We start from the raw sequence: 23,216 nt of genomic DNA on the forward strand, positions 1-23,216 counted from the left end.
CTTCCGCCTCGACGGGCACGCTCAGGAACTCCGCACCGGGAGGCTGGTCAGGCCGTGCATGAGCAGGCCGGGGCGCCAGGCGAGACGGTCCTCCGGGACGGCGAGCCGGAGGCCGGGGAAGCGCTCGAGCAGGTGGCCGAAGGCGATCGCGCCTTCGGTCCTGGCCAGCGGGGCGCTGCTGTCGCCGCCCTCCAGCTCGTTCGCCTTGATCATGTGCGGGTTGTTCGAGAAGTCCTTGCTGAGGCGCGGGTCGGTGCAGGCCGCCTTGACGTCCTCGTAGCGGCTCACCACCCATACCTGTACGCCCTGCGGAGTGGCGGTGCGGAAAACAGGCCGTTCTGCTCGGAGTCGCGCATAGACCGGATGCGGGTCTCGCAAATAGTCCTGATCGAACAACGTCTCAAACATCGTCGCCCTTTCGCATGCGGAATGGATGCCCCTTACCCATGGAATACGCCGGCGGTCACCTGACAAGGGCCTGCCACGAGGGAGGCATATTGCGGCTGACCTCGATTCCCGAGAACACCGACGGCTCCTGCGGCCCGTGCTTCTTCGCCCAAGCGGCCATTTGCGCCAGCCCCTCGGCCAGCGGCACGGATTCCGCGCCCACCCCCAGGATCTCCCTGGCTTTGTCGTGCGAGGAAAAGGCGTGGACCACCTCGTGCCTGGCCTCCAGGTGCCGCACCCGCAGCGGCGCGTCCATCGCCTCCGCGACGGCCCTGGCCAGCTCGTTGACGGTGTAGGGGGTGTCGCCGCCGATGTTGAAGATCTCGCCGTAGGCGCGCGGGTTGCCGATCGAGCGGGCGATCGGCAGCGCCACGTCGTCGATGTGGCTGAAGGCGCGGGTCTGCTCGCCGTCGCCGAAGACGGTGCACTCCTCGCCGCGCAGGATCTGGTTCATGAAGATCCCGATGACGTTGCGGTAGCGGTCGCCGATGTTCTGCCGCTCGCCGTAGACGTTGTGCGGCCTGAAGATGACGTACGGCAGGCCGAACATCTCGTGGCTGACCTTCAGCTCCTGCTCGACCGCGTACTTGGCGATGCCGTACGGGTCCACCGGGGCCGGCGTCAGGTCCTCGCTCATGGGAGGACTGGCGTGGCCGTAGACGGCGATGGAGGAGGTGAAGACGAAGCAGCGCACGGTCCCGGCGTTGACGGACGCGTTGATCAGGTTCACGCTGCCGATCACGTTGTTGGTGTAGTTGTAGCGCTTGATGAAGTGGCTGAGCCCTTCGGCGGCGTACGCGGCCAGGTGGAAGACGTAGTCGAACTTCCAGGTCCTGAACAGCCCGTCCACGGTCTCCGGATCGCACACGCTGCCCTCGTGGAAGTGGGCGCCGTCGGGCACGTTGGCCGCGTCCCCGCCCGACAGGTCGTCGAGCACCACGACGCGGTGGCCGGCTCGGAGCAGGTCGGCTGCGACGTGGGAGCCGATGAAGCCGGCGCCCCCGGTGACGAGTGAGGTGGAGGTCATGACAGTCGTTCCTTTCCACTGGTGGTGACTCCGCTGGTGGCGGTGTGGTGCGGTGTTGGCCCGGATGCGGCCCCGGCGGGGTTGAACAGCTTGAGCAGGCGTAGCGCGGGCACCGTCATCACGGTGGTGACCAGGGCCATCACCACGAGCATGGCGAAGGCGCCGTCGCTGATGACGCCGACGCTCAGCCCGGTGCTGAGCACGACGATCTCGGTGACCCCGCGGGCGTTCATGAGCACGCCGAGGCCGAGCGAGAGCCGTCTGGGCATGCCCCCGGCCAGCGCGACCACGGAGGCGGTGCCGAGCTTGCCGAGCACGGCGACCGCGAGCAGCACCGTGCCGCCGACCAGCACGGCCGGATGGTCGAGGGCCAGCCGGACGTTGGTCTGCAGCCCGATCGAGGCGAAGAACACCGGCAGGAGCATGGCCCGGTTGAGCGTCCCGAGCCGTTCCGGCACGGTGCCGAGCATGGCCGAGTCGCGCGGCAGCACGATCCCGGCCAGGAAGGCCCCGAAGATCGCGTGTACGCCGATGGCGTCCGTGGCCGCGGCCAGCGCGAAGATCAGGCCGAGCACGAGAGCCAGGCCGGCGGGGGTGGGCACCGTGGCCCCGGCGTGGCGGGCGGCTAGGACGCGCAGCGCGGGGCGTACGACGAGCAGGACCAGCAGCACCAGTCCGGCCGTCAGCGCGACCGCGGTCAGCACCCCGGCGGGGCTGCGCGCCTGTGTGATCGCCAGCACCACGGCCAGCGCGCACCAGGCGAGCACGTCCGCCACCCCCGCGCAGACCATGGCCAGCGAGCCCAGCCTGGTGCCGGACAGCCCCGACTCCTGCACGATCCTGGCGAGCACCGGGAAGGCGGTGACGCTGAGCGCGGTGCCGACGAACAGCACGTATTCGGTCATCCCCGCCTTCGGCCCGGCCATCGTGGCGGAGAACGGGATCGCCGCGACGGCGCCCAGCGCGAACGGCACCGCCATCATCGCCAGGCTGGCCGCCCCGATCACGCTCCGCTGGCGGCCGAGCACCTGCGGGTCGAACTCCATGCCCACGGTGAACATGAAGATCGCCAATGCGGCCTGGGCGATGAGGTTCAGGTTCGGCGCGATCCAGTCCGGCATGACCAGGCTCATCGCACCGGGTGCCAGCGCGCCCAGAGCCGACGGCCCGAGCAGCAGCCCTGCCACCATCTGCCCCACCACGGTCGGCTGGCCGAGCCTGCGGGCCAGCACCCCGCCGAGCGAGGCCAGCCCGCCGATCACCCCCACCGCGACGAACAGCCGCAGCGCGAACTCCGCCCGCGACACCTCCTCCGCGACCGCCCGCGCGACCGGCTGCCCCGAGCCGCCCGCGCCGCCGCCGAAGGCCACCATGACCAGCGCCACGGCCGCCCCTGTCAGCACGAGCGCCAGGACCAGCCCCCGGGCCGGCGCGGGCAGCAGCCGCTGCTCGGTGTCCTCGAGCGGTCTCTCAACCGCCATGTTCACACCCCCATGAGTTGACGAGACCGCGGTCGCAGCCAGCGGAGGATCGCCCCCGCGTGGATGAGCTCGCCGAACGCGATCAGGACCACCGCGCCGAGCGCCCCCGCCCACGGCACGACGACGAAGGCCAGCGCGCCGATCACGGCCAGCGACAGGGCGGCCCCGACCGCGGTCGCGTGCAGCGCCTGGCGGGTGGCGTTCTCCATCAGGTAGTTGGCGCTGCCGACGGCGAAGATGACCGGGACGCACGCGATGTAGAGGATCACGACCCCCACGTCCCCGTACGGCCGCAGCACGGTCAGCGCCAGCGCCAGCACGCCCAGCACGTACGGCGTGCCGGCGAGCATCAGCACGCGCAGCCAGCGCGACAGCCGCTTGTAGGCCGCGGTGAGGTCCCGCTGGTACAGCGCCCTGGAGACGTCGGGCTGCAGGATGCGCAGCAGATAGGAGAAGGCGTTGAGCAGGGTCGAGGAGGCGGTGCCCGCCATGTAGAGCCCGGTGCTCTCGGCCTGCGCGCCGGCCACGGACAGAGCCAGGAACATCAGGCTGATCGACATCCCGCCGGCCAGGTCGGGCACCGCCATCCGCAGCGACGTCCCGACGGCGGCCCTCTTGAGTGTGCGGCGTCGCAGCCCGCGGAAGTCGGGCCGCAACCCTGCCAGCAACGCCAGGTCGAGCACGGCCAGCGTGCCGACGTACAGCGACAGGAACGTCGCCGGCGTGATCTCGAGCGTCAGCGCCGCCGCCGTCCAGCAGGCCAGCGCCGCCGAGAGCACGAGATGGTTGGCCACGTCGCGCGCCGGCTTGCCGATGGCCCTGGTCAGGCCGACGAGGACCTGGTTGAGTCCCACGCCGATCTGGCTCAGGCCGGCGAGCGCGGCCAGCGGCCACGGCCCGTTGTGGCCGAGCGCCAGCATGCCGCCCAGGACGGCGAGCGACACCACGAGCAGCAGGCCGGCGAGCGCCACGAAGACGCCGACCAGCGCGGGGACGGTGTACCGCAGCCGGGGGATCAGCTTGAGCGCGCACTTCTCGATCCCGGTGGAGGCGATCAGGGCCAGGACGGCGGCGCCGCCCATCGCCTGCGCGTATCCCGCGTAGCCCGCCGAGCCCCAGGCCGCCAGCAGCACGAGGTTGGCCAGCAGCAGCGTCCCGCGGAACGCCGCCCGGCCGCCGACCAGCGCCGCCAGCCGCCTCACGGTGGCCGGTGCAGGGCGTTTCATGCGGAATAGTCAGAGGTGACGAACCGGCCCTTACCGCCCGGCGTGATGAGCACGGACTCCGCCCGCACCACCTCCAGCGGGAACTCCCCTCCGGCCAGGCCGTACAGCTTCTCGCGCACGGTCGCGAACACCTGCTCGCCTGCTTCCTCGCCGCTCGGTACGACGTGGACGCGTACCAGCCCGTCGGCCTCCTGGTGGACGAAGCACTCGCTGACGCCGGGGTGGGTGGCGGCCAGGTGCAGGAACGCGTCCGGGTAGAGCCGCTCCCCCGACGGCAGCGTGACGTAGTCGTTGCTGCGTCCCGTGGTCAGGCGCAGGGTGCGGAAGCGGCGGCCGCAGGGGCAGCGGCCCGGCTCGATGAGGCCGATGTCGCCCAGGCTGTAGCGCAGCAGCGGCATCGCCTGCTCTAGGAACGAGGTGACCACCACCCTGCCGGGCTCGCCGTCCGGCACCGGGTCGCCCCGCTCGTCCACGATCTCGCAGTAGACGCGGTCCTCGCCCAGGTGGGCGCGGCCGTGGCGGCAGTCGTAGGTCACGTTGAGCACCTCGAAGGCCGAGTACTCGTCGAAGACCGGCGCCGCGAACTGCGTGGCGAACATGGAGCGGTGCTCGGGCAGCAGCAGCTCGGACTCGGTCATCACGATCCGCAGCGTCCGCCGTAGCCGCGCCAGCTCGTCCGGGGTCAGCGCCCGCAGCAGGGCCCGCAGGTGTACGGGGTAGCCGATCAGCACCTTGGGGCGGTTGGCCAGCAGCTCCGCCTTGATCTCCGCCATGGGCCGGTGCGAGAGGATCACGTGCCGCCTGAACAGCCCGAACCGCTCGAACATGCGGGCGGGCGGCGCGAACGGCCGGATGTGGCTGAGCCGGTCGGTGGGCAGGTAGCGGCCGGTGGCCAGGAACCTGCGCACGCACGCGGCCATGTGGTAGTCGTGGCTGTCCTGGTCGTGCAGGATCCTGACCCGCCGCCCGGTGCTGCCGCTGGTCTGGAATGACAGGCACTGCTCCGGGTCCACGCCGTCGGCGAGCATGCGCTCCAGCGGCTGCTCGCGCAGCACCTGCTTGTCCAGCACCGGCAGCTCGGCCAGCTCGGCCAGGCTGCGCAGCGGCCCCCGTGCGTAGCGCGGGTCGTCGCGGTAGTAGGGCACCCGGGTGCGGGCCAGCTCCAGCACCCGGTTGAGCCCGCGCAGCTGGCGGCGGCGCAGCCCCGCCACGCCGCCGTACTGCCGCGCGATGGTGAGCGGCACGTACGCCGCCTCGCGCAAGAGCACCGCTACGCGCTCTCGGTCCGGACGAACCGCAGCTTGAGCGAGTCCCACCAGCGCTGCGGGCTGAAGAACACCGCCAGCGCCAGCACCACGTGGACCAGGATGAACGTGTACGCCTCGTACTTGGTGGGCGGGTGCCCGAGGAACACGGTCATGTGCGAGGCCCAGTCCCACACGTCGGGGATGGTGGCGTAGGCCGGGTCGGTGTGGTCGTTGACCGTCAGGAAGGCGAAGTCCTCCAGGCCTGACAGCATCAGCAGCAGCATGCCGTAGGCGAGCCTGCGCACCAGCGCCGCCGAGCCGCCGCCCAGCCGGAAGGCCAGCACCATGGCCATGATGATCAACGGCGTCACCGTGAGCACGTGGTAGTACAGCCCGTAGAACGCCTCACGGCTGCCGACCTCCACCCCGCCGAAGAAGAAGATCTTCGGCACGAAGTAGAGGAAGTACACCAGGAACGCGGGTGGCACCGTCCATAGCGCGAGCCTGATCCGCTTGGCCCACTCCACGTCCAGCCTGGCCACGGCCTCGGCGGCGAAGATGAACGGCAGCAGCTTCACCAGGAAGATGCCCAGCGACTTCACCTCCCGGTCGTGGGGCAGGCCGAACCAGACGAACGCCGCGGCGAGGACCGCGAGCGCCGTGAAAATCAGGAAGCCGAGCGGCTTACGGGGGATCATGGGGAACCTTTCACATCGGGCTCGATCTCGAATCGAAGAGTGCGCAGGGCCCGGTCCAGCGCGTCTTCCAGCAACTCCCGCGTGTCGGCGACCAGGACCAGGTAGCCGAGCTTGTGCCCGGCCTGCGTGTAGGCCCGCACGTGGTCGCCGGGCGTTTTGAACACCTGCACGTCCACCACCTCCGGCATCCGCCTGAGCTCGGCGAGCCCTTCGACGGCGGTGAGCACGCCGTCGGTCTCGGCGGCCAGGATGCGGAGCACGGCGGTGCGCCGGTGGGTGACGTCGATGCTCAGCGGCTCGCCCAGGGCCAGCCGGATGGCCGCCTCGACCGTGTTCAGCCCGAAGGCGTGCCGGACCATCAGCGGCATGCCGTTGCCGCCCAGCCTGGCGCCCATCTCGATGAAGCACAGGTCGCCGCCGGGCGTGAGCACGAAGTCGAAGTTGACCGGGCCGTGCCGGTGCCCGACCTCGGCGCAGATGGCGGTGATCGCCTCGCTCAGCCGCGCGTACACGGACGGGCCGAGGTCGGCGGGCACCACGTGGGCCAGGCTGATCATCGCCGGCGGGCCGGTGATGACGCGGTCGGTGACGGCCATGAACGCCAGCCGGCCGTCGGCGAAGAACGACTCCACCGCGCCGTGGCTGCCCGCGATCAGCTCCTCCAGGATCACCTGGCGGGAGAAGGAGTGCTTACGGGCGTACTCGATCGCGCCCGGCAGCTCGGCCGGACCGTCGAGCACGGTGATGCCCTTGCTGCCCGACGAGTCGGCCGGCTTGACGATCAGCGGGTAGCCGAGGTCCGCCGCCGCCGCCGCGGTCAGCTTCTCGATGTCGTCGTCCTGCACGTAGCGGTACGCGGGCAGCCCCAGCCGGTCGATGACCTGCCGGAAGAAGCCCTTGTCCACTGTGCACCGCAGGGCGTCCGGCGCGGTCTGGTGCGGGGTGCGGTAGATCCGGCGCAGCTCCGCCACCGCCTCCTGGGCCGCGTCGCTGGCCGGGGAGATGACGGCGGCGACGTCGATCGGGCCCAGGGCGCGGGCGATGCCTTCCGGGTCCCTGCTGGTCATGCAGAGGAACTGGTCGGCTTCCGCGGCGCCGAGCGCGTCGGGACGCTGGTCCACGCCGATCACCCGATAGCCGAGTCTGCGTCCCTCCCGGTAGGCGGGGATCTGGTCCTCGCCTCCGCCGAGCACGATGAGGTTTCTCAACTGACGTTCTCCCAGACTTCGGCGACGACATAGGGGGTCTCATGGCCGTACAGGGCCTCGTCCGCCCGGATCGGGATGTTGGCCTCGCGGATCTGGTAGCGCGGCACGCCGATCGCCTGCACGCGCATCACCCGTACGAGATAGCGGGCGACCACCGCGAGCAGGACGAGCGTGACCAGGGCGGTGAGCAGGGCCGCCAGGTCGACCACGAGCGGGCCGACGCGCCCGGCCAGCGCCAGCGCCGCGATCGCGATCCCCCCGGCCACGGCCGCGGCGGCCAGGCCGATGAGCCAGGTCAGCGGCCGGAACGAGAACCCGACGAACAGCTCGGTGGCGTGCGTGAACAGCTTGCGCAGGTTCCACTTGCCGGTGCCGTCCACCCTCGGCTGGTGCGTGGTGGGCAGCGTGGTGTAGCGGGCGCCGAGCAGCGGGGCGGTGGCGATGAAGTACGGCGTGGACAGCTTGGTGTCCACCACCTTGCGCGCCACGCTGGTACGGACGATCCGGAACACCGACGCGCCCTGCGGCAGCTCGATGCCGAGCCAGCGCTGGGCGATCGTCTGGTGCGCCCAGGTGCCGAGCCTGCGGTACCACGCGTCCTGGCGGTTCTCGCGCACGGCGAAGACCACGTCGTAGCCCTCCATCGCCTTGGCCACGAGCCGGTGCATCTCGTGCGGGGGCGACTGCAGGTCCGCGTCGAACTGCACCGTCCAGGCCTTGGAGGCGTACTTGAACCCGGCGGAGAAGGCCGCCTCCAGGCCGAAGTTCCGGGCGAAGGAGATGTACTTCACCCGGGGATCGGCGGCGGCGAAGCCCTTGATCGCATCCAGCGTGCCGTCGGTGCTGCCGTCGTCGATGAACAGCATCTCGACGTCCTCGTACTTGCCCAGCTCCGCCTGGATCTCCTGGTACGCGCGCTCGACGCAGGCGATCTCGTTGTAGCACGGGATGATCGCGGTGATGCCGGGGGGCGGCATGCGGGCGTCCTTCATGCCCGCATGCGCCCCTGAGTGATGGATGAGGTCGGACATCTGTCAGTCGAACATCGCGTGCATGGTCTCGTGAGTGGCCTCCTTCTTGGCGTCCGACTCACTGGCCCAGCAGGTGTTCAGGATGATGCGCGTCCGGTCGGCGTTCAGCGGGATCGTGCGGTGCAGGGTGGTGTCCGAACGCAGGAAGTACAGGTCGCCGGTGGCGTGTCCCCAGGTCTTGATCGGGTGCGCCTGCAGGTACTCCTCCACGCGCGGGTCCTGCTTGTTCCAGTCGGTGTGCGGGACGGTCTGGAGCTGACCGCCGTACTTGGCCTCCGGGGCCTCGATGATCCAGATCACCGTGAAGCTGAAGTCACCCCAGTGCCAGCCGTGCGTGTCGCCCTGCTTGTGCTGGCGGATGGCGATGTACTTCTCCTCCTCCCACGGGCACAGCACGACCGGCTGAGCCGCCAGCCGCGACAGGAAGCCCATGAGCGCCTGCGATTCGTAGACGGCCGGGATCAGCCCGCTGTCCTTGGCGATGGCCTGCTGGCTGATCGTGCTCATGTAACGCGGCGAGTTGCCGGTCTCGGCCAGGTGGATGTCGATCCGCTTCTCGTGCAGGTCGAGCAGCCGGTGGACCTCGTCGCTGACCTCCTTGAACAGCGACTGCGGGACCAGCCCGGGCAGTTTCACGTAGCCCTCGCGGCGGAAGTGCTGCGACAGCTTGCGTACGGCGTGGTCATCGGTGTAAGCGGCCTTAAGGTGGTCGGCTATGCGCTGGTCGATGGTTTCCTTCAGCGACATGTGACACGTGACCTTTCTAGGTTGCGGATGAATCACCGGAAAGCACGGGGTCTCCGTGTACTTTCACGATCTTGATCTTTCCGTTGGCTTCTGGGGCGATTCGTGTCGCCGTTCGTACGGTGGCGTCCAGGCCGGGCGCCTTGCGGCGGAGCGCCTGCGTGATGTCGGCCGTGAGGTCGTCGCGGGCGCCCGCGACCGGCACGATCACCACCTCGACCGCCCCCGGCCGGTGCTGGATCAGCTGCATCCGGGTCACCTCGGGGAAGTCCTGGACCACGTAGGTGAGGAAGTCCCCGTAGTAGCGCCGGCCGTCGGCGGCGGCGATGCGGTCCTGGCTGCGGCCCAGGACCTCGCGCACGATGGGCGTGCGGGCCACTCCGCAGGGGCAGTCGCTGGGGGTGATGTGCACCCGGTCGCCGAGCCGGTAGCGGATCAGCGGCATGGCCTGCCCGCGCAGCCTGGTCAGGATGATCTCGCCCCGGCCGTCCTCGACCGAGACGGTGCCGTCCTCGTGCTCGACCTCGACGACCAGGTCGGAGGTGCGCAGGTGCAGGCTCCCCTTCGGGCAGGCGCGGGCGATGGTGAACGTCTCGACGCAGGCGTACACCTCTTGGTGGGCCGCGCCGAAGTAGTCGAGGATGTGCGCGCGGGCGGCCGGGGTGAGCCGCTCGCCGCCGAACAGCACGGTCCTGACGCCCTTGTGGGCGATGCCGCGCCGCTTGAGCTCGTCCACCACGCTGGCGATGACGTTGGGGAACCCGACGAGGAACGTGGGCCTGGCCGCCAGGAACGCGGCCACCTGCTCGTCCAGCGACCGGTCGGTGGGGATGTGGAAGTTGCGCAGCACTCCCAGGCGTTCGAGCGGGTGACGCAGGAACGGGTTGACCCGGAAATAGGCGATCCTGTCGGAGGGGCGCAGCCCGAGGGAGAGCATGTCCTGCAGATACGTCGCGCGCAGGTAGCCCAGGTCGCGTTCCGAGTTGCGGATCGTGATCGGGATGCCCGAGGAGCCGCTGGTCGCGGCGGCGCGGGTGTTGGCCTCGGTGAACCCGTCCGCGAGCAGGCCGGCTCCGTTGTGGTGCAGGTCCATGCGGTCCAGCACCGGGAATCCGGCCAGGTCGTGCGCGCTGCGCAGCCCCTCGACCAGGGCGGGGACGAACGCGCGCCGGTAGTAGGGGACGTTGGCGTAGGCGTGCCGTACGAGGGCGCGCAGCCGCTGGGCCTGGAGCCGCCGCTGCTTCTCGTGGCCGAGGCGCTCCCTGCGGCGGACCCCGGCCAGATGGTAGGCGACCGGCGCGAGGTTGAACGTGGACGCCCTCACGAGGCCACCGCCTCGCGGGCGGCCAGCACGGGCGTGCCGTGCCGGCGGCAGCGCTCCAGGGCGAGGTGGGCGGTGCCGGGGACGCTGATGCCCACCAGGGTCGGCCGGCGCCGCCGCAGCAGGGTGAACAGCGGTCCCTCCGGGGTCTGGCGGACGTGCACGCGCCGCCAGTTCACGTGGACCTGCCCGCATCCCCGGTGGCGGCCCCCGAGGTAGCCCAGGTGACCGTCGTGCACGACATGCCCGTGCTCGTGTGTGCCGAGGTCCGTCAGGGGCACGCGCAGGAGCAGGCGTGCCCGGTCCGGACGATCGGGCAGCTCGGCGATCTGGCCGGGGTCGCCCAGCAGGGCGGGCTCGCGCGCGGCGTGCAAGGCACGCAGCCCTGCCGCCCTGATCTCGGGGTCGGCCACCTCGGCGTCCGCGCTGAGCACGACGTGGTAGCGCGCCCTGCCGATCCGCCGCCAGTCCAGCAGTGCCCGGCGGACCTCGAACAGCGGCCGCTCGCCCCGGTACTCCCCGGTCAGCCGCAGGGCCTCGAACAGCTCGCCGGGCTCGCCCAGCCAGCCGGGCTCCTCCCGCCGCCGCTCGTACGGCGCGCCCAGCGGGTACAGCCTGGCCAGCACGGTCTCAAGCCGCGTCACCGGCGTCGGGGCCGGCTCCTCCTGCCGCGCGCCCGTCTCGGCCCACATCTCGCGGTAGTACGGCACGGTGCCGAACGCCCGCGCCACCGCGGCCCGGTACCCCTGCTCCCAGGCCCGCTCGGAGAACCCCGATCCGGTCATCTCAGCAGAAGGTGTTCTGGTCGTGGACGAGCAGCCACCGCCCGTCGGCCCGGGTGAAGTACAGGGTCAGGTAGTAGACCTTCTGGTACGGCTTCCCCTCCGGGTCCAGGTCGTCGTACACCACCGACAGCAGGGCGAAGGCGGCCTCCCCCACCGTCTCCACCCGCACGGTCTCGGCCCGCAGCGACCAGTCGGGGTCGCCGAACCAGGCGGCGTGGAACTCGGCGACCGCCTCCTTGCCGCGCAGGAGCGTCCCGTTCGGCAGGATCACCGAGGCGTCCTGGTGGACGGTGGCCAGGTATCCCTCCAGGTCACGTGCCTCGATTGCCTTCAGATGCGCGTCGAGCGCCTGTGAGAACTCCATGGTCGTTCGCCTCTCGAGATGTCGGATGGTCACCATGCGGCCGGCACGGCGGTCTGGGGAATCAGCTCGCACCCGAACCGCTGCTTCAGCTCGGCCATCCCCTTGCCGAACTCGCATCCCTCGCGGCCGTGCCCGATCATGTAGTCGATCTCGCGCAGGTACAGGTCGAAGTAGAGGTTGCGGCGGCCCCCGTCGCGCACCTCCAGCGAGCCGGTCACCGTGGTGACCAGCCGCCGGCCGTCGTCGAAGGCCAGATCGAAGGAGAGCAGCCGGTCCTCGTCCAGGTGGCCGAAGTAACGCACGCCTTCCTCGCCGCTGAGCACGTGGAAATAGCGCGCGGGCAGGGGCGCGTCGGAGCTGCCGTGCTTGCGCAGGGTGGCCTGGGCCAGCGCCGCGGCCTGCACGGGGTCGATCTCGCCCGCGCCCGCCAGCACCCGCGTGCCCTCCGCGGCCTCGGCGTGGATCTTGCGTAGCCGGCGCCGCCGGTCGCGCGGCAGGTCGGCGAAGTACGCGTCCATGTCGGGCCAGCGGTTGCGCAGCAGCGTGTTGGGCGCGGTCGTGATCCGGGGCCGGGACCGTCGCGCCACCAACGGCAGCATGTCGGCGGTGACCTGCCGGTAGAGGATGCCCAGGCAGTGCCGCCCCAGCCGGCGGCGCAGCGCCTTCTCGAACGCGGCGAGCACCGCGACCCTGTCCGGCTCGGGCAGCTCGGCGGCGAACACGAAACCGCTGGTGAAGCCGATGAGCATACGGCAGTTGAACCACCCGGTCAGCGGGAGCGCCCCGGGCTCGGCGTACCTGCCCCGGCGGGGCGGCAGCCCCGTCACCTCACCGCTGAACAGGGCGGCCACCTGGCCCCCGTCACGCACGATCCCCAGCCGGACCGGACGGGTGGAGCACCAGGCGACCGCCGTGAGCGCGTCCGCCTGCCAGGCCGCGATCAGGCCCTCCTGCTTGCGGAAGAGCTCCCAGTCGGCGGGCACCGGCTGCACCGTGGGGTCGATGATCTCAACTTGCATCGGCGTCACCCGGCCTGGGCTGCGCGAGCACCCGCTCACGCAGGGGGCGCTCGGTGCGGTCCGCGTAGGCTCGCACGGCGGCGACGAGCTCGGCCCGGCCGAAGATCTGCTCCAGCCGCCTCAGCGGCGGCCCCGACTCGGTGCCGAACAGGGTCAGATAGAGCGTCCGGTACGACGCGCGGGTCCAGCGTTCCGGCAGGTCCCCGTCCACGAGCAGGGCCCCCGGCTCGGCCGCCACCGTACGGTCCATCCAGCAGCGGCCGTGACGGGTCAGCCAGGCGTGGGCGTGGCGGACCCGTTCGGCGGCGGCCGGCCCGAGCAGGGCGGTGACACGTTCCACGTCGTAGCAGTAGGACTGGAGCAGCCCGAGCACCTGCCGCATCCCGGGCAGCGGGCCGGTCTCGTCGTCCTCGCCGGCGATGAGATCGTGCAGCGCCGCGGCCCGCCGCTCGCCCGCCCGCACCCGGGTCAGGAAGCGGTCGTAGGCGTCGTAGGCGGCGACGAACGGGGCGAAGTCCAGGCTGATGCGGAAGTCGGACAGGCAGTTGGGCCTGCCGTACAGGAAGAGGATCAGCCGGGGCGGCATGACCCGCATGAGGTCGGCGAGCGTCATTCCGCCGCCGCGCGAGCCCGACACCTTGCCGCTGTCGGCGGCCTGGCGGACCAGGCCGTACGGCACGATCACCGGCTGGTGCGCCCGCAGGTACTCGCGGTAGATCGCCCGGGTGCGGTCCATCGTGCTGCCCGCGCTGCAGTGGTCCTGGCCCGCCGGCTCGCAGTCGATGCGCTCGTGGGTGACCCGCAGCGTCCAGTCGAGCGCCCACGCCGGCTTCACCAGTTCGATGCGCCGGGTGGTGGTGAGGGCGCCGCAGGAGTCGCAGGCGTAGCGCACCCGGCCGCGGCCGAGCTTGAGCGTACGCGTGCCGCCCCGGCCGCACTGCTCGCAGTAGACGCTGAACAGGTGCTCGGGCGCCTGCCCGAGGAGCTTGCCGAGCTTGCCCGCGCCGCGGAGGTAGCGCAGCTGGAGCGGTACGTAGGTGCCGGCGAGGTAGCGTCCGTGCTGGTAGTGGGTCTGCCAGTCGGAGTCCGCCGGCGTGCGGCCGTCGGCGTCGGCCTCCGCCGGGCAGATGCCCATGCGCTTCAACTCGGCGATGTAGCGGCGGCAGATCCGCCTGCTGCGCTCGGTGGCCGCGCCCAGCGGGCGGGCGCCGTACCCGGCCAGCTCGGGTTCGCGGGCGGCCTGGCTGGGGCGGATGGGGTCGTAGTCGTCGAAGCTGAGCAGGATCAGCGAGTCCTGTCCCAGCCGCCGCAGCGCCCGGTGGACCAGGTACGCGCAGGCGGTGTCGCGGAAGTTGCCGACGTGGAACCAGCCGCTGGGCGACATGCTGGTCTGGATCACCACGCGCCGCCCCGGCCCGTGCCGCTCCACCAGGCGCTGGGCGTAGTCGTAGGCCCAATGCGGGTGGGAGCGGTCCTGTCTGAACAGGTCGGTGTAGCCGACCCCGGCAGTCGTGCTCATGCGCTTCGTCCTAGGAGGCCGTGCGTGCCAGGTTGCCGGCGGTCCAGAGCTGCGAATGGTCCTGGAACCAGGCGATGGTGTGCCGCAGCCCGTCCTCGATGGGTGTTCTGGGCGCCCAGCCCAGCCGCGCTGTCGCGAGCGTGATGTCGGGACGGCGGATCTTCGGATCGTCCTGTGGCCGCGGCACGAACGTGATCTCGGATGTGGAGCCGGTGAGGTCTTTGATCCACTCGGCCAGGGCGAGCATGGAGATCTCATGCGGGTTGCCCAGGTTGACCGGGCCGTCCATGTCCGAGTTGAAGACCCGGAAGATGCCTTCGACCAGGTCGTCCACGTAGCAGATCGACCGGGTCTGGCCGCCGTCGCCCGACACGGTGATCGGCTCGCCGAGCAGCGCCTGCCTGATGAACGTCGGGATCGCGCGGCCGTCGAACGGCCGCATCCTGGGGCCGAACGTGTTGAAGATCCGCAGGATCGCGGTGTCCACGCCGCAGGCCCGCCGGAAGGCCATGGTCATGGCCTCGGCGAAGCGCTTGGCCTCGTCGTAGACGCCGCGCGGTCCGACCGGGTTCACGTTGCCCCAGTAGGTCTCCGGCTGCGGGTGGACCAGCGGGTCGCCGTACGTCTCCGATGTGGAGGCGAGGACGAACCGGGCGCCCTTCTCCTTGGCCAACTCAAGGGCGTTGAAGGTGCCGCTGGAGCCGACCCGGAGCGTGTCGATGGGCAGGCGCAGGTAGTCGGTGGGTGAGGCGGGCGAGGCGAAGTGGAGTACGGCGTCCACGGCGTCCGGGAGGACCAGGTGCTGGGACACGTCGGCGCGGATCAGCCGGAAGTGGTCGTCGGCCATGAGATGCTCGACGTTCGCGACCGCTCCGGTGAGGAAGTTGTCGACGCAGAAAATGCGGTAACCCTCGGCCAGAAACCGCTCACAAAGATGAGACCCGAGAAACCCAGCGCCGCCGGTAATGGCTACGACAGGCCGCCTCATACGGTCTTCTCGCAATCTTTCCCGCATTTTACGGCAGCCGAAAACAGCACGTTAGGCCCCCCGTGTTAAATCTTTTCGAGCGGCCCCCCGTGGATCGCTCAGAAAGATCGGCTTCGATGCATCGGCAGGTTATGACGGCCGCGTCGCCACCGTCAATCATCACTTGCCGCCATATAGAGGGATATTTCAGACATGCCGCCATCAACGGCGATGCGTGAAATATCAACCAAGTGCTCCACAAGGCGTTATGAGCTGGCGTTTTGTTGCGCGGTCAGCACGCCCCCTCTTTCTGACAGTCAGCACCCCAGAACATGCCATTCGTCACCCCAGTACGGCGAGCACCTGATCTCGGGGATCGCCGCCACCAGCGCCCCTCGGGCCACACTCGGTCGAGGAAGCCGGCGATGAGCGGGGCGACCTGCGGCAGGCCCTCGGAGTAGGCGTTGCCGCTCTGGACCACCAGGCCCGCGACCCGTTCGGGGCACCGCTCGGCGAGGTGGAACCCGACCGGCGCGCCGAAGCCGAACACGTAGCCGGGCTGACCTCGCGATATCGCTATGACGTGTTCGCCAGTTCTTCCCGACCGCGAGTCCAAGATCTTGTATCCGGCGCGTAGAAGCGCTGCGTGTTCGATCTATTACATGCTGTGACGAGAGCTGCGTAGGCAGCTCTTCGAGCAGCACGAACACGAGGGGAAACTGCATTGAGGACGACGACACGCGACATGCGAATCGCAACGGCCACCGGCGCCATCGCGCTCGCCTTGGTGGCTGGCGCCGCCCCGGCCACGGCGGCGGCGGCCGCGCCCGCCGCCCGAGCCGGTGACATCTGCCTGTGGAGCGGGCGGGACTACACCGGCGCGTCGTGGTGCTGGAGTCCGGATCACGGTTACGTGGACGTACCGCCGGCGCTGCACGACAACGTGGGGTCCTTCATCGCCCACGCCGACGGCTGCTTCATCAACTGGATCCACGTCCCCGACAACAAGGAGACGCGCGTGGTCCGTGACGGCGACTACCGCAGGGTGTACAAGGACGACTTCGGCGGCAAGATCGACGCCGTGGCGCCCCGCTGTTAGGCCCCCGGCCGCCGTATGAGACGGCGGGCTCTGTGCGTTCGCAGCGCGTCACAGAGCCCGCCCCGCCGGGCATGGCCTAAAGGCACTCCGCCTTCCTGACCACCTCGAGGGTGTCCTCGAGTTCCGGCTCCGGCACGAAGTGGCCGAAGGTGTCGTTGGCGAAGAAGGAGATCCCGGCCACGGATGCGGCGTGCGCGGCCAGCACCTCGCGCTGGTAGAGATAGGTACGCCGGTCGTCGAGGTAGGTGCGGTACCAGTACCAGGGGTCGACGAAGTCCAGCCCGAGCAGCGGCCGCGGTCCGCCCAGCGCGGCCTTGCTCAGCAGGTTGGGCACGATCTCGGTACGTTCCACCAGCACGGCGAACGTGCTGACCAGGATCGCGTCGAGCGAGTGGTAGGCGGCGTCGGTCATGCCCCAGGCCGACCGCTCCACCTCGGCCCGCCAGTACGTGTCCATCCAGTAGACGAGGCCGTCGCCCATGGCCTCGCGCAACCGCAGGAAGAACCGCTCGATCCCGGCCGACCGCTCGGGGCTGAGCGGCGGCGCATTGTCCGGATGCCAGAAGCCGACCAGGCCGAACTGGTTGCCGAGCATGACCCCGTCCAGCCCGAAGTCGGCCACGAACGCCGCCGACTGGGCGGCGACGAAGTCCCCGGACGGCAGTCCGCCCGGGATGCCGCCGGGGAAGGCGGCGTACGGGCGCGAGTCGGCCGAGAGGGGAGCCGTCACGTCGATCACGCCAGGGACCACGTGGCCGCCGGCGTCGGCTGTGCCGGCGGCCACCTCCGGGTGCCGTACCGTCTTCCACTCGCTGCGGCAGAACTCCGGCCCAGGCTCCAGATACTCCAGCAGCCTCACCTGGAACCCGCGGCGCGAGGCCTCCGCGCGTATGGCCGCGTAGATCGCAGCCAGCGTGCGATAGTCCATCGGCTGCTCGGAGAGGGTGAACATCGGCCCGGCGGAGTACGGGTTGGCCGAGCGCTCACCCCCGTCACGCACCCGGGCCAGCCAGTCCCGGTTGTGCGCCCTGGCACTGGCGGAGGGTCCGCCGGGGGCGAGCGCGAAGCAGTTGTAGCGGGCCCAGTCGAAGCGGTCGTCCCACGTCTGGAGGCCGGCGTAGTTCAGTACGTGGTCGCCGTTGCCCGCGCAGAAGACCACCGTGACCGGCCGGTCGGCCAGCCAGCCGGCGTGGTGGTCGAAGAACGCCTCCACGCCGGGCGCGGGGTCACGCAGGTCGTCGAAGATCTTAGGTGTGATCCACAGGCATGCCTCCCATGCGGTCATGGCCAGGGCCCCCGAATCTCGTTTGCCGGTCACTTGGCCTCGCCGAACGCCTTGTCCATGCGGCCGAGCAGCGTCGGCACGTCGACCGTCCCGTTGAACAGCTCCTGGATCGAGGTCAGGTGCTCCTGCTGGACCTTCGCGCTGGGCCAGGCCTGGTCCGGGTAGAGCGTGGACTTCCCGGCCTTGACCGCGTCCAGCACCGGCTGCTGCAGCGCGTCGGCCTTGAAGGACGGGCTGGACAGCGCGGGACTGCTGCCGGATGCGGTCGCGTACAGCGCCTGTCCTTCCGGCGAGGCGAGGAACTCCATGAACTTCTTGGCCAGAGCCGGGTTCTTGGCCTTGGCGTTGACGCCGTACACGATGCCGACCGACACCGGCACGTAGGTGCCGTCGGCGCTGTCGGTGGCGGGGAACGGGCTCATCGAGAACGTGGTGCCCTGGGGCGCGGACTTGAGCGCCGACTGCACGGCGGACAGCACGTGCACGGCGCCCAGTGCCTTGCCCTGGCCGAGCAGTTGCATCTGCTCGTCGTAGCCGACGCCGTTGGGGCTGTCGTTGAAGCAGCCCGAGTCGCGCATCTGCAGGTATTTGTCCATGGCCTGCTTCCACCCGGAGTCCGCGAAGGTTGCCTTGCCGTCCTTCTGCTGCTGGGTGAACTGCGGGTTCGGGCCGTAGACGAGGGAGGCGGTCAGCGCGTACGGCACCAGCTGGGTGACCCACGCGGACTTGAGGCCGAGCGCGAACGGCACGACGTTCCTGGCCTTGGCGGCCTTGCAGAACGCCAGCACCTCCGGCCACGTGGCGGGCTTGGTGAGGCCGCTCTTGGCCAGCGCCTGGTCGTTCCAGATCGCGCCGATGGCGCCGATCGTCACGGGCACGGCCGTGACCTTGCCCGCCGGGTCGCTGGTGACGGCCTTGAGGTCGGCGCTGAGCCCGCCCGCCCAGCTCTCGCCGGACAGGTCCATCAGCATGCCGTCGGCGCCCAGGTCCCGCACGGCCATGGTGTTGCCGCCGCCCGGCCACATGCGGAACACGTCGGGTGCCGTCCCCGAGGACAGCTGGGTGCGCAGTTGCTGCTGGTAGGAGGCGTCGTCCTCGGTGAATGTGGTCTTCACCGTGACGCCGGGGTTGGCCTTCTCGAACGCCTCCACCGCGGCCTTGGCCGGGCCCTGACCCGCGGCGGCCAGCGTGAGCACCTGCCCGGTGGGAGCGGCGCCGCCGCCTCCCGAGGTCGAGCAGGCGCTCACCGCGACGGCGAGGTAGCACACGGATGAGAACGTTTTAACGAGCTTCATGAGAGACTCCGAATCGAGAGCGGGGGGTGGGGCTAGCCTTTGAGGCCGCCGGCGAAGCCCTTGATGATGTGCTTCTGCAGCGCGAAGTAGACGACCAGGATCGGGATCACGCTGATCACCAGGCCGGCGAAGATCAGGGGCCACTGCGAGACGTACTGGCTGACGAAGCCGTAGATCGCCACCGGTGCGGTGGTGTTGTCGCTGCCGCCCAGGTACAGCAGCGGCGTGAAGAACTCGTTCCAGATGCCGACCGCGTTGAGGATCGTCACCGTGCCGGTGACCGGGCGCAGCAGGGGGAACACCACGGTCACGAACGAGCGCAGCGGCCCGCACCCGTCGAGCAGCGCGGCCTCCTCGTAGTCGAGCGGCAGCTCGCGCAGGAACATGGTGTAGAGGAACACGGAGAACGGCATCTGCTGCCCGACATTGATCAGGATCACCGACCAGAGGGAGCCGAGCAGGCCGAGGTCGCGCATGGTCGCGTACAGCGGGAGCAGCGCGAGCTGACCGGGGACGAGCAGGCCGCCGATGACGAAGTAGAACGTGTACCGCGACCAGCCGCGGGTCACGCGGGCCAGCGGGTAGGCGGCCGTCGCCGCGAAAGCGATGATCAGGGCGACGCTGACGGTCGTGATGAGGAAGCTGTTGGCCAGCGCCGCGCCGAGGCTGGCCTGGTTCCAGGCCTCGGCGTAGTTGCCGAAGGTGGGCGGGAACGCGAAGGCCAGCGCGCTGGTCTGGCTGTCCTGCGGCTTCAGCGACACGTTGAGCAGGCCGACGAGCGGCACGAGGAACACCAGCGCGAGCAGGATCAGGCCCGCCTCGCGTGTCAGCGTCCGCCAGGTGTATCGCGCGTGCATCAGGTGGCCTTCCTCTGCGTCAGGCGGAACTGGACGGTGGCCAGGACCGCGATGACCACGGTCATGACGACGGCCAGCGCGATCGAGAACGGGAAGTCGCCGAGCGAGAAGGCGCTCTTGTAGATTGCCGTCGAGATCGTCTCGGTCGCGGTGCCAGGCCCGCCGCCGGTCATGGCCATGACCTGGTCGAACTGCTTGAGCCCGCCGATCAGGCAGAGCATCACGTTGATCACCACGGCGCCGTTGAGCAGCGGCAGCACGACGCGGCGGAACTTCCCCCACGGGCCGGCCCCGTCGATGGTCGCCGCCTCCAGCACCTCGGCGGGGATGGCCTGCAACCCGGCCAGGTAGATCACCATGGAGTAGCCGGCGAACTGCCAGACGATCTCCAGGACGATCGCGTACAGCGCCGTGTCCGGATCGCCGAGCCAGTCGTGCGCCAGCCCTCCCAGTCCCACGGCACGCAGCGCCTCGTTGATCGCGCCGTTGGGCGAGAGCAGGAAGCTCCACACGTACCCGGCCACCAGCGGGGTGAGCACCACCGGCGCGAAGAAGATCACCCGGAGCACGTAGCGGCTCTTGACCATGCTGTTCACGCCCAGGGCCAGCAGCAGGCCGGCGACGTTCTGCAGCACCATGGCCATCGCCGCCAGGACCAGGGTGTTGACCAGCGCGTCACGCGCCGCGCGGTCGGAGAAGACGGAGGCGTAGTTGTCCAGGCCGACGACCGACCAGTCGGGGCGCAGGCCGTTCCAGTCGGTGAAGGAGAACACCGCGCCGCGGGCGCTGGGCACGACGACGATGAAGAGATAGACCGAGATCGCCGGCACGACGAACCACCACGGCGCGCGGACCCCCACCCTGCGGCGGGCCCGTCCCGCCGTCGTGGCGGGCACCTGCGCGGCAGGCTCACGCAAGTCAGGTGGTGTCGTCGTCGCATGCGGCAAAGCCACGTGTGACTCCTCTCGCAGGTGACCATGAGCAGGACGAGGGAGGCGGGATGATCGCGGCCCGCCATGCGGCCGCGGTGTCGTGAATCGATTCACGACGTTTCGGGCAGATTACGCGCCCCCCGAAAGGCGTGTCAACGGTGCGGCGGCCCTCGAGGGCAATTTCGTGAATCCATTCACGGATACGCTAGGCTGAGCGCATGGTGAGGAGCCCGATGACCTCTGGACCGGCGCCGAAACAGTCGAAGGCCGCGGCTTCCGCCGCCACGGTCGGCGATGTCGCGGCGCTCGCGGGGGTCTCACGGGCGACCGTCTCCTACACCTTCACCCAGCCGGACCGCGTCTCCCCCGAGTTGCGTGAACGCGTACTCGCCGCCGCCGACGAGCTCGGCTACGTCGGCAACGACGCGGCACGGCGACTGCGGGTCGGCCACAGCCTCGCGCTCGGATTGCTGGTCTCCAACATGAGCAACCCCGTCTACGCGGAGATCGCGGCGGGCGCGGAGGCGGCGGCGGCGGCGCACGGCCGCTTCATCCTCGTCGTCAACAGCGACGAGAGCTCCGCGCGCGAGCGCGCCTACGTCAAGTTCTTCGAGTCCCAGCAGGTGAGCGGCATCATCGCCGCCCCCGTCGGCGACGTGCCCGCGGAGCTGCTCGGGCTGCGGGAGCGCGGCACGCCGTTCGTCCTCGTCGGCGTCGCCCCGGGCCCGCACAGCTATCCGGCGATCTCCGGCGACAACGAACAGGGCGGCTATCTCGCGGCCTCCCACCTGCTCGCCCAGGGCCGGCGGCGCCTGGTCTTCGCGGGCGGCCCGCACCCGCACGTCGACCTGCGGCTGGCGGGGGTCCAGCGAGCGGTCGCCGAGTCCCCGGCGCCGGCCTCACTGGAGATCATCCGCGTCCAGATGCAGACCGCGAAGGTCGGAGAGGCGGTGGCGCGGACGCTGCTCCGGCGCCCGGCGTCCAGCTTTCCCGACGGGATCGTCGCGGGCAACGACCTGCTCGCGCTGGGCCTCCTGCACGGACTGATCGTGGGCGGCATCCAGGTGCCGGCGGACCTCTCCCTGGTCGGCTACGACGACATAGAGTTCGCCGATTTCGCGATCGTGCCGCTCACGACCATCCGGCACCCCTCCGCGACCCTCGGCGCCAGCGCCGTGCGCATCCTGCTCGGCATCGAGAGCGAGCAGGACACGAAGGGACGGTTCGAGCCCGAGCTGGTGGTCCGGGCGACATCACTCCCCGTTTCGTGACGCGATCACCCGTAGTACCTCCGTAACAGGCCGTTGACACGAACGGCGGGGCCGGCGTCACGCTGGAACACCGCTCCCCCGCCGACGGGACTGGCTGGCTCCAGCGCCTTTGAGCCTCTGACACAACTCTGCGCGCAAAGTTATGGCATATGGCTTTTGTGCCGTTTTAGGCGAAATGTAACTCCTGTGTTCTCGACGGCCGCCCAAACTGGAAAAGGACCCAGGCGCGAGCCAGGGGCCGATTCGCGCCGTAGCGGGTGCGCCCGCCGCGGCTCACCGAAATCGGGGGGATCACAGTGAAACGAGTGCTTCTCGCGGCGGCGCTGGCGCTGACCGCCAGCACCGCCGGTACCGCCCATGCTTCCGTCTACACGCCCACGCCGGAGACGTCACCGTCACCGGAGACGTCAATGCCGGAAACCTCGCCGGCGCCGGAGGAGACCTCGACCATGCCAGAGGTCTCACCGTCACCGACGGAATCGCCGGGTGCCGTCGCGAGCCCGTTCGGGCCCGGCTGCGCCTCGATGCAGAGCAGCCTGTCCGGCATCGCGGACAAACCGGTCGCCACCGCCCTCTCCCAGGTGACCGAGCTCTCCATGTTCTCGGACGCGGTGAAGAAGGCCGGGCTGGAGGAGAAGCTGAACTCCGCCAAGGACATCACGGTCTTCGCACCCGACAACAAGGCGTTCGACGCGATCCCGAAGGAGATCCGGGACAAGCTCATGGCCGACAAGGACGTGCTGGCCAAGCTCGTCAAGTACCACGTGGTGGAGGGCAAGAAGGCGCCGGCCGACCTGGCAGGCGCCACGCTCAAGACCATGCAAGGCCGCGAACTGTCCGTGAAGGGTTCCGGTGAGGACCTCACGATCAACGGCGCCAAGATCGTCTGTGGCAACGTGCACACGAGCAACGCCGTCGTCTACGTCGTCGACAAGGTCCTGAAGCCCCAGTGAGGGACACGGGCCCTGGCCCCGGGACGGAGAGCACGATCGCCAGGCGACTGCCGCGGCGGCCGTGCTCTCCCCCTGGGCCCCACGACCGGCCCGCCGGCGGGCAAGGCGCGTGGGTCGGTGCGCGGCCCCGCCCCGTTCCACGCCGACGCGGGACCGGTGGTGGGCCCGCTGAGCCGTAAGCGCCACGTCTACCACCCGGCGCCTGCCGGCTCGGCGCGGTCGATCACACTGGAGATGGAGGGCATCGGCGCGGTCCCCGACATCTCCATCTCGGCAAACGCGGAATCGACGGACCGTTGACAGTCCCGCGCCGGCCTTCCTACGTTGGTCGCCGGTTCAGGGAGCCGGCCGATCCACCGCGAACAACCGGGAGGCGACTGTGGCGGGATCCGCCCACCGTCCCGTCATCACCGTGCCCATCATCACCGTGCTCTGCGCCG

24 protein-coding genes are annotated in these 23,216 nt (G+C 70.1%); 4 read left to right on the top strand and 20 right to left on the bottom strand.

The features are described 5' to 3' along the window. Positions 1-21 precede the first annotated feature (21 nt). From ACQPWU_RS38095 to ACQPWU_RS38170, 16 genes are all read right to left on the bottom strand, one after another. On the bottom strand, positions 22-288 hold the full coding sequence (locus ACQPWU_RS38095; RefSeq protein WP_433430353.1) for a hypothetical protein: 267 nt from the start codon (positions 286-288) through the stop codon (positions 22-24). Between the two features lie 175 nt (positions 289-463). Then, positions 464-1,474 carry an NAD-dependent epimerase/dehydratase family protein gene (locus ACQPWU_RS38100; protein ID WP_433430354.1) on the bottom strand — a complete coding sequence of 337 codons (1,011 nt, stop codon included), beginning with the start codon at positions 1,472-1,474 and terminating at the stop codon, positions 464-466. Next, a complete protein-coding gene (locus tag ACQPWU_RS38105) occupies positions 1,471-2,955 on the bottom strand; it encodes a cation:proton antiporter (RefSeq protein ID WP_433430356.1) in 1,485 nt (494 codons plus the stop codon). Before ACQPWU_RS38105 ends, ACQPWU_RS38100 begins: the two co-directional genes overlap by 4 nt. A gap of 2 nt (positions 2,956-2,957) precedes the next feature. Then, complete coding sequence (locus ACQPWU_RS38110) at positions 2,958-4,181, bottom strand: hypothetical protein (protein ID WP_433430358.1); 1,224 nt, start codon at positions 4,179-4,181, stop codon at positions 2,958-2,960. Then, positions 4,178-5,449, bottom strand: a complete 1,272-nt coding sequence (locus tag ACQPWU_RS38115; RefSeq protein ID WP_433430360.1) for a phenylacetate--CoA ligase family protein — start codon at positions 5,447-5,449, stop codon at positions 4,178-4,180. The genes ACQPWU_RS38110 and ACQPWU_RS38115 overlap by 4 nt, the downstream gene beginning before the upstream one ends. Before the next feature lie 2 nt (positions 5,450-5,451). Continuing rightward, the gene (locus ACQPWU_RS38120) at positions 5,452-6,126 is read right to left on the bottom strand and encodes a hypothetical protein (protein ID WP_433430361.1); all 675 of its coding nucleotides are present in this window, start codon (positions 6,124-6,126) and stop codon (positions 5,452-5,454) included. Further along, complete coding sequence (locus ACQPWU_RS38125) at positions 6,123-7,334, bottom strand: ATP-grasp domain-containing protein (protein ID WP_433430363.1); 1,212 nt, start codon at positions 7,332-7,334, stop codon at positions 6,123-6,125. The genes ACQPWU_RS38120 and ACQPWU_RS38125 overlap by 4 nt, the downstream gene beginning before the upstream one ends. Further along, positions 7,331-8,365 (bottom strand): glycosyltransferase family 2 protein, encoded by a 1,035-nt coding sequence (locus ACQPWU_RS38130; protein ID WP_433430364.1) that lies wholly within the window; start codon positions 8,363-8,365, stop codon positions 7,331-7,333. The genes ACQPWU_RS38125 and ACQPWU_RS38130 overlap by 4 nt, the downstream gene beginning before the upstream one ends. A gap of 3 nt (positions 8,366-8,368) precedes the next feature. Further along, the gene (locus ACQPWU_RS38135; protein WP_433430366.1) at positions 8,369-9,112 is read right to left on the bottom strand and encodes a HalD/BesD family halogenase; all 744 of its coding nucleotides are present in this window, start codon (positions 9,110-9,112) and stop codon (positions 8,369-8,371) included. A gap of 16 nt (positions 9,113-9,128) precedes the next feature. Next, on the bottom strand, positions 9,129-10,433 hold the full coding sequence (locus ACQPWU_RS38140; RefSeq protein WP_433430367.1) for a phenylacetate--CoA ligase family protein: 1,305 nt from the start codon (positions 10,431-10,433) through the stop codon (positions 9,129-9,131). Then, positions 10,430-11,215 carry a hypothetical protein gene (locus ACQPWU_RS38145; RefSeq protein ID WP_433430368.1) on the bottom strand — a complete coding sequence of 262 codons (786 nt, stop codon included), beginning with the start codon at positions 11,213-11,215 and terminating at the stop codon, positions 10,430-10,432. The genes ACQPWU_RS38140 and ACQPWU_RS38145 overlap by 4 nt, the downstream gene beginning before the upstream one ends. A gap of 1 nt (position 11,216) precedes the next feature. Further along, positions 11,217-11,579: a YybH family protein gene (locus tag ACQPWU_RS38150; protein WP_433430370.1), complete on the bottom strand. Its 363-nt coding sequence runs from the start codon at positions 11,577-11,579 to the stop codon at positions 11,217-11,219. Positions 11,580-11,608: 29 nt separating this feature from the next. Beyond that, positions 11,609-12,598 (bottom strand): hypothetical protein, encoded by a 990-nt coding sequence (locus ACQPWU_RS38155; RefSeq protein WP_433430371.1) that lies wholly within the window; start codon positions 12,596-12,598, stop codon positions 11,609-11,611. Then, positions 12,588-14,117 (bottom strand): hypothetical protein, encoded by a 1,530-nt coding sequence (locus ACQPWU_RS38160; RefSeq protein WP_433430372.1) that lies wholly within the window; start codon positions 14,115-14,117, stop codon positions 12,588-12,590. The genes ACQPWU_RS38155 and ACQPWU_RS38160 overlap by 11 nt, the downstream gene beginning before the upstream one ends. Before the next feature lie 10 nt (positions 14,118-14,127). Beyond that, a complete protein-coding gene (locus ACQPWU_RS38165; protein WP_433430374.1) occupies positions 14,128-15,105 on the bottom strand; it encodes a UDP-glucuronic acid decarboxylase family protein in 978 nt (325 codons plus the stop codon). A gap of 271 nt (positions 15,106-15,376) precedes the next feature. Next, on the bottom strand, positions 15,377-15,634 hold the full coding sequence (locus ACQPWU_RS38170) for a hypothetical protein (RefSeq protein WP_433430375.1): 258 nt from the start codon (positions 15,632-15,634) through the stop codon (positions 15,377-15,379). 195 nt (positions 15,635-15,829) lie between these two features. Between ACQPWU_RS38170 and ACQPWU_RS38175 the strand changes: the two genes are divergently transcribed. Next, a complete protein-coding gene (locus ACQPWU_RS38175; protein WP_433430376.1) occupies positions 15,830-16,183 on the top strand; it encodes a peptidase inhibitor family I36 protein in 354 nt (117 codons plus the stop codon). 76 nt (positions 16,184-16,259) lie between these two features. Here ACQPWU_RS38175 and ACQPWU_RS38180 read toward each other — a convergent pair whose 3' ends face one another. From ACQPWU_RS38180 to ACQPWU_RS38195, 4 genes are read right to left on the bottom strand one after another with little or no spacing between them, the layout of a single operon-like run. Beyond that, complete coding sequence (locus ACQPWU_RS38180) at positions 16,260-17,468, bottom strand: hypothetical protein (RefSeq protein WP_433430378.1); 1,209 nt, start codon at positions 17,466-17,468, stop codon at positions 16,260-16,262. 29 nt (positions 17,469-17,497) lie between these two features. Continuing rightward, positions 17,498-18,763 (bottom strand): ABC transporter substrate-binding protein, encoded by a 1,266-nt coding sequence (locus tag ACQPWU_RS38185; protein WP_433430380.1) that lies wholly within the window; start codon positions 18,761-18,763, stop codon positions 17,498-17,500. Positions 18,764-18,795: 32 nt separating this feature from the next. After that, a complete protein-coding gene (locus ACQPWU_RS38190) occupies positions 18,796-19,620 on the bottom strand; it encodes a carbohydrate ABC transporter permease (protein WP_433430381.1) in 825 nt (274 codons plus the stop codon). Then, positions 19,620-20,573, bottom strand: a complete 954-nt coding sequence (locus ACQPWU_RS38195; RefSeq protein ID WP_433430382.1) for a carbohydrate ABC transporter permease — start codon at positions 20,571-20,573, stop codon at positions 19,620-19,622. Before ACQPWU_RS38195 ends, ACQPWU_RS38190 begins: the two co-directional genes overlap by 1 nt. Before the next feature lie 212 nt (positions 20,574-20,785). Between ACQPWU_RS38195 and ACQPWU_RS38200 the strand changes: the two genes are divergently transcribed. From ACQPWU_RS38200 to ACQPWU_RS38210, 3 genes are all read left to right on the top strand, one after another. Then, a complete protein-coding gene (locus tag ACQPWU_RS38200; protein WP_433430384.1) occupies positions 20,786-21,823 on the top strand; it encodes a LacI family DNA-binding transcriptional regulator in 1,038 nt (345 codons plus the stop codon). A 296-nt stretch (positions 21,824-22,119) separates the two neighbouring features. Further along, positions 22,120-22,776 carry a fasciclin domain-containing protein gene (locus ACQPWU_RS38205; protein ID WP_433430386.1) on the top strand — a complete coding sequence of 219 codons (657 nt, stop codon included), beginning with the start codon at positions 22,120-22,122 and terminating at the stop codon, positions 22,774-22,776. Positions 22,777-22,893: 117 nt separating this feature from the next. Continuing rightward, a complete protein-coding gene (locus ACQPWU_RS38210; protein WP_433430387.1) occupies positions 22,894-23,076 on the top strand; it encodes a hypothetical protein in 183 nt (60 codons plus the stop codon). Positions 23,077-23,216: the final 140 nt, after the last annotated feature.

The sequence above is a fragment of the Nonomuraea sp. CA-141351 genome (assembly GCF_050944675.1).
Taxonomy (GTDB): Bacteria; Actinomycetota; Actinomycetes; order Streptosporangiales; family Streptosporangiaceae; genus Nonomuraea.

Excerpts from the sequence above, each read along its gene's own strand:
- ACQPWU_RS38175 (WP_433430376.1), top strand. The coding sequence starts at position 15,830 with ATGCGAATCGCAACGGCCACCGGCGCCATCGCGCTCGCCTTGGTGGCT.
- ACQPWU_RS38110 (WP_433430358.1), bottom strand. The coding sequence starts at position 4,181 with ATGAAACGCCCTGCACCGGCCACCGTGAGGCGGCTGGCGGCGCTGGTC.
- ACQPWU_RS38200 (WP_433430384.1), top strand. The coding sequence starts at position 20,786 with ATGACCTCTGGACCGGCGCCGAAACAGTCGAAGGCCGCGGCTTCCGCC.
- ACQPWU_RS38180 (WP_433430378.1), bottom strand. The coding sequence starts at position 17,468 with ATGACCGCATGGGAGGCATGCCTGTGGATCACACCTAAGATCTTCGAC.
- ACQPWU_RS38135 (WP_433430366.1), bottom strand. The coding sequence starts at position 9,112 with ATGTCGCTGAAGGAAACCATCGACCAGCGCATAGCCGACCACCTTAAG.
- ACQPWU_RS38120 (WP_433430361.1), bottom strand. The coding sequence starts at position 6,126 with ATGATCCCCCGTAAGCCGCTCGGCTTCCTGATTTTCACGGCGCTCGCG.
- ACQPWU_RS38165 (WP_433430374.1), bottom strand. The coding sequence starts at position 15,105 with ATGAGGCGGCCTGTCGTAGCCATTACCGGCGGCGCTGGGTTTCTCGGG.
- ACQPWU_RS38190 (WP_433430381.1), bottom strand. The coding sequence starts at position 19,620 with ATGCACGCGCGATACACCTGGCGGACGCTGACACGCGAGGCGGGCCTG.
- ACQPWU_RS38130 (WP_433430364.1), bottom strand. The coding sequence starts at position 8,365 with ATGTCCGACCTCATCCATCACTCAGGGGCGCATGCGGGCATGAAGGAC.
- ACQPWU_RS38100 (WP_433430354.1), bottom strand. The coding sequence starts at position 1,474 with ATGACCTCCACCTCACTCGTCACCGGGGGCGCCGGCTTCATCGGCTCC.
- ACQPWU_RS38185 (WP_433430380.1), bottom strand. The coding sequence starts at position 18,763 with ATGAAGCTCGTTAAAACGTTCTCATCCGTGTGCTACCTCGCCGTCGCG.
- ACQPWU_RS38160 (WP_433430372.1), bottom strand. The coding sequence starts at position 14,117 with ATGAGCACGACTGCCGGGGTCGGCTACACCGACCTGTTCAGACAGGAC.
- ACQPWU_RS38155 (WP_433430371.1), bottom strand. The coding sequence starts at position 12,598 with ATGCAAGTTGAGATCATCGACCCCACGGTGCAGCCGGTGCCCGCCGAC.
- ACQPWU_RS38105 (WP_433430356.1), bottom strand. The coding sequence starts at position 2,955 with ATGGCGGTTGAGAGACCGCTCGAGGACACCGAGCAGCGGCTGCTGCCC.
- ACQPWU_RS38145 (WP_433430368.1), bottom strand. The coding sequence starts at position 11,215 with ATGACCGGATCGGGGTTCTCCGAGCGGGCCTGGGAGCAGGGGTACCGG.
- ACQPWU_RS38150 (WP_433430370.1), bottom strand. The coding sequence starts at position 11,579 with ATGGAGTTCTCACAGGCGCTCGACGCGCATCTGAAGGCAATCGAGGCA.